The 12,559-nt window shown below is 64.7% G+C and carries 13 protein-coding genes; 6 read left to right on the top strand and 7 right to left on the bottom strand.

All coding sequences use genetic code 11. The features are described from left to right. Positions 1-112: 112 nt before the first annotated feature. Together IVB47_RS22440 and IVB47_RS22435 are read right to left on the bottom strand one after the other, a co-directional pair. A complete protein-coding gene (locus IVB47_RS22440; RefSeq protein WP_247464472.1) occupies positions 113-1,504 on the bottom strand; it encodes a M48 family metalloprotease in 1,392 nt (463 codons plus the stop codon). Positions 1,505-1,638: 134 nt separating this feature from the next. Further along, positions 1,639-2,433: a thermonuclease family protein gene (locus tag IVB47_RS22435; RefSeq protein ID WP_247464361.1), complete on the bottom strand. Its 795-nt coding sequence runs from the start codon at positions 2,431-2,433 to the stop codon at positions 1,639-1,641. A 403-nt stretch (positions 2,434-2,836) separates the two neighbouring features. Between IVB47_RS22435 and IVB47_RS22430 the strand changes: the two genes are divergently transcribed. From IVB47_RS22430 to IVB47_RS22420, 3 genes are all read left to right on the top strand, one after another. After that, on the top strand, positions 2,837-4,042 hold the full coding sequence (locus IVB47_RS22430) for an ABC transporter substrate-binding protein (RefSeq protein WP_247363033.1): 1,206 nt from the start codon (positions 2,837-2,839) through the stop codon (positions 4,040-4,042). 189 nt (positions 4,043-4,231) lie between these two features. Next, positions 4,232-5,023: an enoyl-CoA hydratase gene (locus tag IVB47_RS22425; RefSeq protein ID WP_247360837.1), complete on the top strand. Its 792-nt coding sequence runs from the start codon at positions 4,232-4,234 to the stop codon at positions 5,021-5,023. Positions 5,024-5,025: 2 nt separating this feature from the next. Further along, on the top strand, positions 5,026-5,775 hold the full coding sequence (locus tag IVB47_RS22420; protein WP_247464358.1) for a hypothetical protein: 750 nt from the start codon (positions 5,026-5,028) through the stop codon (positions 5,773-5,775). A 177-nt stretch (positions 5,776-5,952) separates the two neighbouring features. Here IVB47_RS22420 and IVB47_RS22415 read toward each other — a convergent pair whose 3' ends face one another. The 3 genes from IVB47_RS22415 to IVB47_RS22405 are packed head-to-tail and all read right to left on the bottom strand — an operon-like array spanning position 5,953 to position 9,029. Next, positions 5,953-6,771, bottom strand: coding sequence for an enoyl-CoA hydratase/isomerase family protein (locus tag IVB47_RS22415; protein WP_247464356.1), 819 nt, complete (start codon positions 6,769-6,771; stop codon positions 5,953-5,955). Positions 6,772-6,786: 15 nt separating this feature from the next. Further along, complete coding sequence (locus tag IVB47_RS22410; protein WP_247464354.1) at positions 6,787-7,947, bottom strand: acyl-CoA dehydrogenase family protein; 1,161 nt, start codon at positions 7,945-7,947, stop codon at positions 6,787-6,789. Positions 7,948-7,964: 17 nt separating this feature from the next. Then, complete coding sequence (locus IVB47_RS22405) at positions 7,965-9,029, bottom strand: acyl-CoA dehydrogenase family protein (RefSeq protein WP_247464352.1); 1,065 nt, start codon at positions 9,027-9,029, stop codon at positions 7,965-7,967. 236 nt (positions 9,030-9,265) lie between these two features. Between IVB47_RS22405 and IVB47_RS22400 the strand changes: the two genes are divergently transcribed. Continuing rightward, complete coding sequence (locus tag IVB47_RS22400; RefSeq protein ID WP_027567946.1) at positions 9,266-10,051, top strand: SDR family oxidoreductase; 786 nt, start codon at positions 9,266-9,268, stop codon at positions 10,049-10,051. Between the two features lie 185 nt (positions 10,052-10,236). On the opposite strand, the gene IVB47_RS22395 is transcribed toward IVB47_RS22400, so the two are convergent. Together IVB47_RS22395 and IVB47_RS22390 are read right to left on the bottom strand one after the other, a co-directional pair. Continuing rightward, positions 10,237-10,509, bottom strand: a complete 273-nt coding sequence (locus tag IVB47_RS22395; protein WP_247464350.1) for a GlsB/YeaQ/YmgE family stress response membrane protein — start codon at positions 10,507-10,509, stop codon at positions 10,237-10,239. 31 nt (positions 10,510-10,540) lie between these two features. Continuing rightward, positions 10,541-11,122 carry a YidB family protein gene (locus IVB47_RS22390; protein WP_247464348.1) on the bottom strand — a complete coding sequence of 194 codons (582 nt, stop codon included), beginning with the start codon at positions 11,120-11,122 and terminating at the stop codon, positions 10,541-10,543. Positions 11,123-11,280: 158 nt separating this feature from the next. On the opposite strand from IVB47_RS22390, the gene IVB47_RS22385 reads away from it, so the two are divergent. Together IVB47_RS22385 and IVB47_RS22380 are read left to right on the top strand one after the other, a co-directional pair. After that, on the top strand, positions 11,281-12,282 hold the full coding sequence (locus IVB47_RS22385; protein WP_247464346.1) for a 2-dehydropantoate 2-reductase: 1,002 nt from the start codon (positions 11,281-11,283) through the stop codon (positions 12,280-12,282). A gap of 36 nt (positions 12,283-12,318) precedes the next feature. Beyond that, entirely contained in the window at positions 12,319-12,534 is a 216-nt protein-coding gene (locus IVB47_RS22380) for a hypothetical protein (protein ID WP_247363028.1), read from the top strand. Positions 12,535-12,559: the final 25 nt, after the last annotated feature.

Below are 12,559 nucleotides of genomic sequence, written 5' to 3'. Positions count from 1 at the left end.
CTTGAAGGGTGGGCAAAGGCGCGTAAGCGCCGTGCCCACCACCTTTCGACAATCCTGACCGGAAATGGTGGGCACGCTTCGCTTTGCCCGCCCTACGGCAGCTTAGTGTAGGTCAATCCGCCACGACCTTCACACGATCGCGCACCTTCACCTGCGCGTTGCGATCGAGCCCGTTGAGGACGCGGAAGCGCTCGGCGGGGTGATCGACGCCGGCCATGCGGTGGGAGAGCGATTCCACGGTGTCGCCGGGCTGCACGGTGATGACCTTGATGCGCAGCGGGCGCGCGGCCTGGATCTCGTCGAGCGTCAGCCGGCGGAATGAACCGACGGTCTCGCGCGCATTGCGCTCGCTCTCGGTCGATTTCTGCCGGGCCGCGAAGATGAAGCGGTAGACGTCGCTGCCGAAGCGCAACGCATAGACCTTGAACTGCCACTGGTCACCCTTCGCGGTCGCAGACGCAGCCGGAAAACCGTTGATGGTGATGTCCTCGGTGGAGGCCTTCTCGACGCCCTCCATCCAGCCGGAATTCAGGTAATCGCCGAGCGACTGTTCGGCCGGCACCCGCACGACGTCGAACCGCATCGCCTGCGAGCCGCCGTCGCGCACGCCGATCACGGCCTGCGCGGTGTTGTCGAGCGTGAAATTGTCCGGCGCCTGGAAGGTGAAGCCGAGCTTCGGATGCAGGAAGCGCCGGCCGCGGACAAAACCTTCGCTGGGGTCTTCGCCGTAGACGAGATTGTCGATCGCGGCGAGATAGGTCTCGCGGTCGCGCTCGCCGCCCTCTGGCGCTGCGTATTGCCGCGCGATGGTCTGCGCGTTCTGCACGCGCTCGGGCGTCGCCGGATGCGACGAGGTGAAATCCTGCGCGCGCGGATCGAGCGAAGTCTTGCCGACCTTCAGCTCGGCATTGCGCTCCATCGCCGAGAGAAAGCGTGCGGCACCATAAGGGTCGAAATGGGCCTTGGCTGAAATGCCGACGCCGACCCCGTCGGCCTCGAACTCCTGATTGCGCGAAAAGCTCGCCATCGTCAGCTTGGTCTTGGCGAGCGCGAGCGCGGTGAGATCGGGATCGTTGCTCATGTCGGTGACGACGCGGGTGACGATCGCCGCCTGGCGGGCCTGGTCCTCACGCATCGCGGCGTGCTTGGACAGCACATGCGCCATCTCGTGGCTGAGCACGGAGGACAATTCCGACGTATCGCTCGCCAGCGCAAGAAGGCCGCGTGTGACATAGAGCTGACCGTTCGGCAGCGCGAAGGCGTTCACCGCGCCGGAATTGAGGATCGTGACCCGGTAACCCTGATCGGGGCGGTCGGACGCCGCGACCAGCCGGTCGACGGTCTTGGTGACGAGCGATTCGAGCCTGGGGTCGTCGTAGGTGCCGCCATAGTTCGCCAGGATGCGCTCGTGCTCCTTCTCGGTGGCGGGGGTCTGCGCGACGGCCGGCTTCGGCTTGGGCATCGCGACGGTCGGCGGGGCCGCCGCGGTCTGGAACCGGCCCATATCGCCGCAGCCGGCGAGGGCTGAACCCAGCACGAGGCATAGCGCAGCCGGCGCTGCCCGCAGGCGGCGGCGTTCACCTCGTCCGTGCCGTCCTAGCACCCCATTCACGTCGCTTAACCCGTGCCTGGCCCCTTTTAGGGCCTTACCCCTGTCGGCTCGTTTGCGCCCAGCAACTCGATCTGTGCCACGAGGCGTACATCGATACGCGGCCCCGTATTCCCCTCAGCCCAGCCCCGGACACGAATACGTTTATTTTCCAGAGACTTAAGGACGATCCCGGCGCCTTCGAACGCGGGTACCATGCGCTTTGAAATAGTCACGGCGAAGCCGCGTGTCCAGTTCCGTCCGAAGTTGAGGTAGGTCATTGCCCCAGCTTGCCGGACCGACAGGACTTTGCCCTCGACCACCACAAAACGCCCGATCCCCGCCAAAATATCGTCCGGACTTTCCGCGTTTTTTATGGCCGACGGGTCAGCCCAGCTGCCCTTTTTTTGGCGCCTCGCCTCGGCCTCCGACGCCATCAGGGCGGCCGCGCAGTCCTTATCGGCGATCTCGGCGGAGACGATGGCGTCGCCCTGGGCGAGGAGCGTCGCCTGCACGGAGATGTCACCCTCGCCGACAAAGACCAGCGCGCCCTGGCGGCCATAGCGATCGGGCGTGTCGTCAGCGCTGCGCAAAATAACGTCGCGACCGACGAGCAGCGTGGTCAGCGCCTGCTGCGTGGTCGCGGTCGGCTCGATGCCGGTCAAGCGGATTTCCCGGCCGTCATCGAGACGCAGACTGCGCGCATCGATCGCGGCGACGCGGCCTTCGCCCTGGGACTCGAACTGGCACGGGCTCGCGAATGCGCTCTGACCCGCGAAGAGAAGGATTGCGATCAGGTGAAGCCGTTGGGTCACGTTGCCCGGTGAGGTTGCGTTACGCGCCAATTTTAACTCAAGCGCGGCGTGTCGCGAAGACCCTTCCTCACACGCCGCATTGCGAGCGAAGCGAAGCAATCCAGGCCTTGCGAGCGCAGCGAAGCAATCCAGAATCTCTCCATGGAACGCAGCAATCCAGACTGTCTCGGTGCGGAAGGCAATCCAGAATCCGTGCCGCGGAAATAGCTGGATTGCTTCGCTGCGCTCGCAATGACGGACAAACGTTTATCCTGACCGAGCCATTCCGTTTTGCGGAAAACGCGCGATACAAGCGCGACCTGCGTCGCAGCTCGCGCTTGCTGCGCTCTTGTGCATGCGGCATGATTGCGGCAACAGCTTTAGGCAACAGCTTTAACCAAGAGCAATAACCAAGCCGCCATCAGAGTACGGCGCGATAAGGGAGATCTTTTCCATGAAGCATGTTTTGTCGGGCATTTTCGCTGCTGCGCTGGCGCTGAGTGCAAGCGCCGTGCAGGCGCAGGACAAGCCGCCACTGAAGATCGGCGGTATCCTCGACATGTCGAGCCTCTATGCCGACATCACCGGCCCCGGCAGCGAGACCGCGGCCAAGATGGCCGTGGAGGACTTTGGCGGCGAGGTGCTCGGCCGCAAGATCCAGGTGCTGGCTGCCGACCATCAGAACAAGGCCGATCTCTCTGCCAACATCGCTCGCGACATGCTCGACAATCAGGGCGTCGAGATGATCTACGACGTCGCGGCCTCCGCGACTGCGCTTGCCGCCGGCGAGATCGCGAAAGCGCGTAACAAGATCATCATGTTCAACGGCCCGGGCTCGATCCGCCTCACCAACGAGGCCTGCGGTCCCTACACCATCCACTACGTGTTCGACACCTACGGTCAGGCCAATGTGACCGGCCTTGCGGCCGTGAAGTCCGGCCTCGACACCTGGTACTTCCTCACCGCCGACTACGCCTTCGGCCAGGATCTGGAGAAGGACACCAGCGCCGTCGTGACCAAGACCGGCGGCAAGGTGCTCGGCAGCGTGCGCCATCCGCTCAATACGTCGGATTTCTCGTCGTTCCTGCTCCAGGCCCAAGCTTCGAAGGCAAAGGTGATCGGGCTTGCGAACGCCGGCGGCGACACCGTCAACGCCATCAAGCAGGCGGCCGAGTTCGGCATCACCAAGGGCGGCCAGAAGGTCTCGCCGCTGCTCGCCTTCGTGACCGACATCGACTCGATCGGGCTGGAGACCGCGCAGGGCCTGTTGCTGGCGGAAGCCTTCTACTGGGATCTGAACGACGACACCCGCGCGTTCTCGAAGCGCTTCCAGGAACGCATGAAGCGGCCGCCGACCTCGGCGCAAGCCGGCGTCTACTCTTCCGTGACGCACTATCTGAAGGCCGTGAAGTCGGCCGGCACGACGGACGCTGCAACAGTCATGAAAGTGATGAAGGAGACGCCGATCAACGACTTCTTCGCCAAGAACGGCAAGATCCGCGAGGACGGCCGCATGTTGCACGACATGTACCTGTTCGAGGTCAAGAAGCCGTCGGAATCCAAGGGCCGCTGGGACGACTACAAGCTGCTCGCCACCGTGCCCGGCAGCGAGGCGTTCCAGTCCCTGGAGCAGTCGCGCTGCCCGTTGGTGAAGAAATAAACACTCGTCATTGCGAGGAGCGAAGCGACGAAGCAATCCAGGCTGTCTCCGCGGAAACAGCAATCCAGAATCCGTGCCGCGGAAATAGTTGGATTGCTTCGCTTCGCTCGCAATGACAGGATTGCTTCGCTTCGCTCGCAATGACGAGCGTCGATAGACCGAAGCAAAGAACAGCAAGGGAGACGTCCCATGAGCAACGACATGGTCCTGCAGAAGCTCGAAGGCGGGCTGCTCACCATCACCATGAACCGGCCCGAGCGGAAGAACGCGCTCAACCCGGACATGGTCGCCGGGCTGGTCGTGGCGGCACGGCGCGCGGCTGATGATCCGGAGGTGCGTGCGGTCTTGTTCAAGGGCGCGGGCGGCAGCTTCTGCGTGGGCGGCGACGTCAAGTCGATGGCCGAGGGCCGGGCGCCGCTGCCGTTCGAAGTGAAGATGGCGAACCTGCGCCGCGGCATGGAGGTGTCGCGCATCCTGCACCAGATGCCAAAACCCGTGGTGGCGCAGCTCGACGGCGCTGCCGCCGGCGCGGGTCTGTCGATGGCGCTGTCGTGCGACCTCCGCGTCGCCTCCGAATCCTGCAAGATCACCACCGCGTTCGCAAAGGTCGGCTTCTCCGGCGATTACGGCGGCACCTATTTCCTCACCCAGCTGCTCGGCAGCGCGCGGGCGCGCGAGCTCTATTTGACCTCGCCGGTGCTGACGGCGAAAGAAGCGCATGCGATCGGCATGGTGACGAAGGTCGTGCCCGACGCCGAGATCGACGCGGCCGCGCACGAGCTCGCACTGTCGCTGGCGCAAGGGCCCTCGATCGCGCTCGGCTTCATCAAGCGCAACATCAACAATGCCGAGCATCTGGCGCTGGAGGATTGCTTCGACGGCGAGGCGATCCACCACACCCGCTGCAGCGATACCGAGGATCACAAGGAGGCCGCCAAGGCGTTCGTCGAGAAGCGCAAGCCGACCTTCAAGGGCGCATGACGATGGCGCCCTATATGCGGTTGCGGCAGATCTGCCTGGTCGCGCCGCAGCTCGCGCCCGTGATCACCGATATCGCTGATATCATGGGCCTCGCTGTCTGCTACCGCGACGGCAATGTCGCAAAGTACGGCCTGGAGAACGCGCTGCTGCCGGTCGACACGATCCTGCTGGAGGTGGTCGCGCCGTTCAAGGACGGCACCACGGCCGGCCGCTTCATCGAGAAGAGCGGCGGGCGCGGCGGCTACATGGTGATCTTCTGCTGCAACGATCCCGACGAGCGCGGTCGTAACGCCAACGCGCTTGGCGTGCGCACCGCCAACGTCATCGACCACGCGCCCTATCACGGAGTGCAGCTCCATCCCCGCGACTGCCGCGCCGCCTTCATCGAGTTCAACCACACCGAAGGCAGCGACGACATTTTGGGTCCGTATCCACCGGCGGGGCCAGACTGGCAAAAATTCATCCGCAAGGACGTGACGCAGGCGTTGACGAGCGTGGAAATGCAGAGCCCGGATCCGCAAGGGCTGGCCGAGCATTGGGGCAAGATCATCGGCGTTGCGCCGAGCGGCGATGCTGAACTGAAGTTGCCCAACGCGACCTTCCGTTTCGTGAAGGGCGCCAGCGAAATCATGAGCGCGCTGGAGTTTCGGGTCGCTGATGTTGCCGGTGTGTTGCACGCCGCGAGGGCGAAGGGACATGCCGTGGCGGGCAACGAGTTCTTGCTCGGCGGGGTGACGTTCCGCGTCAGTTGAGTGCTTGGTAGTGATCCGTCACCCTGAGGTGCTCGCCTCTTGGGCGAGCCTCGAAGGGCGACGGCCACCAGCGGGGCCGCTCATCCTTCGAGGCTCCCAGCGCGATGCTAGGCATCGCGCTACTCGCACCTCAGGATGACGGATTGAGAGAGGGCGTGCGGCGCGACCCTGCCGCAATCACCTTCCCTTGAAATTCGCCGCGCGGCGCTCTTCCGTGGCTTTCACGCCTTCCTTGAAGTCTTCCGTCGCGCGCAGGCGGGTCTGCTCCTCGAGCTCGTGATTGGTCGCGGCCATGACGCGGTCGGCCAACCCGGCGCGCATCGTGGCGCGGGTGGAGACGAGGCCGAGCGGGGAGCATTCGGCGATTTCGCTGGCGAGCTTCAGTGCGGCCGTCTTGACCTGGTCCTGCGGCACCAGTTCGTTGGCGAGGCCCCATTTGAAGGCTTCCTCGCCGGTGACGCGGCGGCTGGTGTAGAACATCAGTTCGGCGTTGTTCTTGCCGATCAGCTCGGGCAGCGTCACGGTCAGGCCGAAGCCGGGATGGAAGCCGAGCTTGGTAAAGTTCGCGGAGAAGCGCGCTTCGGGGCAGGTGACCCGGAAGTCCGCCGAGACCGCGAGGCCCAATCCGCCACCGATGGCGGCGCCCTGCACGGCCGCGACGATCGGCTTCTTGGCGCGGAAGATGCGCACGGCCTGGATATAGAGATGGTTGATCGCCCCGAGGCTGTCGGCCGGATCGCCCTTTGCCGTCTTGTCGGCTTCGCGTGCCTCTTGCGCCTGCCGTGCCGGATCCTGGAAATTCGCGCCGGCGCAAAACGCTTTGCCCTGCGCCGACAGCACCGAGGCGCGAATCTCGATGTCGCGATCGAACTCGTCGAGCGCGTCCGCGATCTGGTTGATCAGCGAAATGTCGAAGAAGTTGAGCGGCGGGCGGCGGATTTCGATGGTGCCGACGTGACCAACTTTCTCGACGCCGATATCTTTGTAAGTGCTCATGATGTCCTCGAATGATTAGCGCAAACCAAGCCCGCGGGCGATGATGCCGCGCAGCACCTCGGTGGTGCCGCCCTGGATGGTGAGTTTCGGCGCGGTTTTGATGGCGAAGTCGAGCTGCCGCTCCAGCGTCTCGCGGTTGGTCGCGGTCTCCTCGACGAAGGCGGCGAGATCGCGCACGCGGTGCGGCAGCTGCTGTTCCCACACGGTGCCGATGTCCTTGACGATGGAGGCTTCAACGACCGGCTCCTTGCCGGCTTGCAGCATGCCCGCGACCGAGACCGACATGCGCCGCATGGTGTGGAGCTGCGCCACCAGCCGGCCGATGCCTTCGGCACTGCGGGTATCAGGATTGGGGCCGACAGCGCGAACCAGCTCGGTCAGCACGTAATAGGTCTCCAGGAAACGCTCGGGGCCCGAACGCTCATAAGCGAGCTCGCTGGTGGCCTGCTTCCAGGCGCCGTCGACTTCGCCGAGTACATGATCGTCGGGCACGAAGAAATCGGTGAAGACGACCTCGTTGAACTCGTACTGGCCGGTGATCTGGCCGATCGGGTTCACCTGGATGCCTGGCTGCTTCATCTTGACCAGGAACTGGGTCAGGCCGTGACGGCGGTTTTCCTTGGTCGGCTGCGACGTCCGGAAGATCGCGATCATGTAGTCGGCGATATGCGCCGACGAGGTCCAGATCTTGGTGCCGTTGATGAGATAGCCGCCGTCGGTCTTGGTCGCGCGCGTCTTCGCGGCGAACAGGTCCGAGCCGGAGTTCGGTTCGCTCATGCCGATCGCGAAGCAGATCTCGCCGCGGCAAATGCGCGGCAGGATGTCCATCTTGATGTGCTCGGGCGCGTATTTGATCAGCACCGGCCCGCTCTGGCGGTCGGCGACGAAGAATCGCCGCGTCGGCGCGTTGGCGACGCGCATCTCCTCCGTCACCACGTAACGTTCGAGGAACGAGCGCTCCTGGCCCCCATATTTTTTCGGCCATGTCATGCCGAGCCAACCCTTGGCGCCGACCCGGCGGGAAAATTCCGGCGCGTCGGTGTCTTCGCGGTTGGGCTTGTGCGGATCGAAGGTGCCGGCGGCGACTTCCTCCGCGAGGAACGCGCGCACTTCCTTGCGCAATTGCTCGCATTTCTCGGGCAGGCGGATCGGATCGAAACGAAGGGCAGCGGTCATTATTGTCTCGTCCCTGATCAGCGCGAAGCCACGAGCGGCCACAATTCGTCGGCGCCGCGGTTGGCAATGAGCTTGCCGAGCTCGACGGCCCAGTGGCTTTCCGAACCGAAATCGTCGCGCCAGGCCAGCGCCCGCAACGAATAACGGTGCAGGATGTGCTCGAGGGTGAAGCCGATCGCGCCATGGACCTGATGCGCGATGGCGCCGCCCTTTTCCGCGGCTTCCGCGCAGCGGATTTTTGCCGAGGCGGCTTCGAGATAGACCGCGTCGTCGAAGGACTTTGCGTTGGCGATGGCGTCGGCCGCGGAGGTCGCCGCGGCAAGGGCGGCAGCCGACTCGCCGGCAAGGCGGGCGAGATTGTGCTGCACGGCCTGGAATTTCGCGATCTTCTTTTCGAACGCGACGCGCTCGTTGGAATAGCGCACGGAGATGTCGAGCATCGATTCCAGCGCGCCCGCGATCTGAAGGCTGCGCGCGACGCCGCCCATCAGCATCATTGTGGTCTGGTCAAAGCCGCTCGGGGCGGGCTTGACGGTGACGGGCTGCACCTTGTCGAGCGTGACGGTGTCGCTGTGGTCGTAGCCGACATTGAGCCCGGTCTCGATCCGGCCCTTGCTCGCATCGACCAGCGCGATCGAGGCGCCGTCCTTGCCGTGGACCAGCACTGCGAAGTGCTTTGCCGCCTTTGCGAAGGGCACGCCGCGGGCGCGGCCGGAGAGCGCACCGTCGGCGTCGCGGGTGATGCGATCCTTGGGCGACGCCGGCAGCACCGTCATCTCCCCTTCGGGGGATGCGATCTTCGCCTGCGCCAGCAGCCAGCCGGCGAGCATGGTCTCGGCCAGGGGAACCGCGACTGCGAAACGGCCGGCCGCGTTCAGCAGCGCAAAGCCGTCGGCAAGGCTCGCGCCGGAGCCGCCGAGATCGTCCGGCACCCAGGCCAACGGCAGGCCGGCTTCGCTCAGCGCCTGCCAGAGCGGCGCCTGCCATGAATCCTTCTTGTCGTTGTTGACGGTCTGCGGATCGGCGAGATCGGCGAAGATTTTCTCCGCGGTCTCGACGACGATATTGTCACTCTCCGCCACAGCGTTCCCCGTGTTTTGCCATTGGCGCTTCCCGCCCCGTGGGCGGACGCGCAGGTTCTTCTTGCGCCCGATGATCCGAAAAAGCCATGGCCCTGACAAGCGCTGATCGCAGGTCAACCTGCGGCGCGGGCATGGGCGATGAGCTAATTCCGCTTAGCGGAGTTTGCTCGATTTGCAGGGCGCGGCAAACTCGCTAAACAGAATGTCGATACTCAATCAAGGGGAAGGAAATCCGGATGGCAAAGGACAGTTTGTGCGCAATCGTGACGGGGTCCGCCTCCGGCCTGGGTGCTGCGACCGCGGAAATTCTCGCACGGAGCGGAGCGCGGCTCGTCATCAACTATTCCTCGAGCCAGAAGGAAGCGGAGGCGACCGCTGAGCTGTGCCGCAAAGCGGGCTCACCGGAAGTTCTGGTCGCGCAGGGCGACGTCTCCAAGGATGACGATTGCCGCAAGATCGTTGCGGCAGCTGGCGCCTGGGGCCGGCTCGACGTGCTCGTCAACAATGCCGGCACCACCAAGCATGTCGCTCATGCCGATCTCGATGGATTGTCGGCGGAAGATTTCCAGCGCCTGTACGGCGTCAACACCATCGGCCCGTTCCAGATGGTGCGCGCGGCGCGCAGCCTGCTCGAGGCGGGCGCCAAGGCCTCTGGGCGGCCGTCCGCCGTGGTCAACATCTCCTCCGTCGCCGGCATCAGCGGCGTCGGATCGTCGATCGCATACGCCGCGAGCAAGGGCGCGCTCAACACGATGACGCTGTCGCTGTCGCGCGCGCTGGCGCCGCTGATCCGTGTCAACACGGTATGCCCGGGCTATATCGATACGCCCTGGTTCACCAAAGGCCGTGGCGAGGCGGGCGCCAAGCAAGTGCGCGACAGCGTCGTGGCCAAGGTGCCGCTGAAGGTCGCATCATCGGCGGAAGACATCGCGCAACTCGTCTGCTTCCTGGCGATGCCGGCCTCCAGCAACATGACCGGCGAGGTCGTGCGCATGGATGCGGGCATGCATTTGGTGACGTGAATTGGGACATGATGGCTTCCTCCAATTTTCCGCATTGCGAGCGAAGCGAAGCAATCCAGGCTGCGAGCGCGAAGCGAAGCAATCCAGACTGCCTCCAAGGCAACACTCTGGGTTGCTTCGTCGCAAGAGCTCCTCGCAATGACGATGTGGGGGCCGTGTGCCTTTTCCTCAGACGCCTTAGCGCGTCACCCCTTGATCACGCCGCTCGCCACCAGCCGGTGCCAGATGAACAGCACCACCACGGCGCCGATGGTGGCCATGATGAATCCCGCGCCCTGGTCGGGACTGTAGTGCCCGATGGCCTGGCCGATGAAGGTCGCGAGAAACGCGCCGGCGATGCCGAGGATGGTGGTGAGGATGAAGCCGCTCGGATTGTTCGGTCCCGGCGCCAGCCAACGCGCGATAAGGCCGGCGACGAAGCCGACGAAGATGATCCACAACAAGCCACCCATGCTCATGTCCGTGCTTCCCTCGTTTGACTAAACTAAATCAGACTCTGCCCGCGATCTCATGCTCGGTCGGCAGCCGTCCGTCCGGCGTCAGATGATCGACCACCTGCGGCAGATACTGGCTGAGGCCGGAGAGCAGTTCGTCACGAGACAGGCCGCTTTGGGCGGACAGGCTCTCGATCTGGTCGGCGCCGAGCGCATTGGCGAGATCGCCTGGTGCGATCGCCTTGTTCTCGCCCTTGCCGACCCAGGTATTGGCAGCGTCGCCATGACCGCTATGCTGCAGCTGGTTGAGGAGATCGCCGAGTCCGCCGCTGAGCACGCTGCCGGCCGCGCCACCCGCGAGCAGGCCGCCAAGGCCGCCCTTCAACAGGTCACCGAGACCACCGCCAGCGCCCGCATTCCCCGGCGGGGGGAGATGCGTCGGCGTCGGTGCCGGGGACGGCTGCGGCGCGCTGCCGGTCTGGTTGCCGCTCAAATGCTTGAATGCCTTCCAGGCGAGCAGGCCAAGCAGCGCCATGGTCATGGGCGACATGCCGCCGCTGGGTGAGGATTGTGAACTCGGCGTGCTTGGGCCGCGCGGGCCGTTCTGCATGCCGTTGAGGACGTCGAGCAAACCCATGGCGTTCTCCTTTGGCGCTTTCTTGCCGGTAACAAGCCCCGTTCGAAAACATATGAGGCTGTCATGACGGTTACAAGGCGATTGCGCCGCAACTGCGGGAATGGGCAGCAGGCACAGCCTCTGCTATCGAGGGCAGATCGTTAAAGGGGCAAGCCGAGGTGATGACGGATCGACCGATCGTGGTGGCCGGCGCAGGCGCCATCGGATGTTTCGTCGGCGGCACCCTGGCGGCTGCCGGCCGCCGCGTCGCGTTCCTGGGGCGGCCGCGGGTGAAGACCGAGATCGAGCGGTTCGGCCTGCTTCTGACCGATTTCGACGGCTCCGAGACGAAGCTCGACCCGGGCCGCCTCGCGCTGTCGGAAGATCCCGCGATCTTCCACAGTGCCGGCATCGTGCTGGTCACAGTGAAGAGCGCCGACACGGCCGGTGTCGCCGACCAGATCGCGCAGCATGCGCCGCAGGACGCCGTCATCGTCTCGCTGCAAAACGGCGTCGGCAATGTCGCGGTGCTGCGCGAGCGCCTCGGCGACCGTCGCGTGCTCGCCGGCATGGTGCCTTTCAACGTGGTCGGGATGGGCGAGGGCCGCTTCCACCGCTCGACCTCCGGCGACATTCATGTCGGCGAGGATGATGCGAGCACGGCCGCAGCGCTGTCGGTGCCGGGGCTCGCCATGCGCGCGAGCCACGACATCACCGGCGTGCAATGGGGCAAGCTGATCATCAATTTGAACAACGCGCTCAGCGCCTTGTCCGACATGCCGCTCGCCGCGCAATTGGCGAACCGCGATTGGCGAAGGCTGTTCGCCGACCAGATGGCGGAGGGGCTGGCTGCGATGAGGGCCGCGGGCATTACACCGGTCTCGGCGACGCCGATCCCGTCATCCTGGACGCCCAGCTTACTGAGACTGCCTGATCCGATTTTCAAGCTGATCCTGGGACGGACCATGAAGATCGATCCCGAGGCGCGTTCCTCGATGTGGCAGGATTTGAAGCAGGGCCGCAAGACCGAGATCGACTATCTCCAGGGCGCGATCATCGCGCTCGCCGAACAAAACAATGTCGACGTGCCGCTGTCGCGCCGCATTGTTGCGCTGATCAAAGAGGCTGAGGCCGCGGGCAAGGGCTCACCGCGGCTGACGCCGCAGCAGGTTCGCGGATAACGCATGAGCTCAGGCTGCGCGACGGGAGGAGCAACGATGAAACGTCGTCTGACGATCGGATTCGCGTTGGCCGTGCTCTGCGCCGCGTCCTCGGTCGCGGAGGCCCGGCCGCCGACGGTCATGAACTCTCCCGGCTATGACAGGCGATTGCAGGAGAGCAGGTCGCAATTGGGCAGTTCTCCGACGACAACGGCGCCTGCGAATGCGCCCGTTGCGTCTCCCAAGCGCAGCAAGAAGAAGCCTCCGAACTGAGGATGTAAGCGCGGTCTCCATCACA

The organism is Bradyrhizobium sp. 62 (assembly GCF_023073035.1).
GTDB lineage: Bacteria > Pseudomonadota > Alphaproteobacteria > Rhizobiales > Xanthobacteraceae > Bradyrhizobium.
This window is presented reverse-complemented; position numbering and strand designations above follow the sequence as displayed.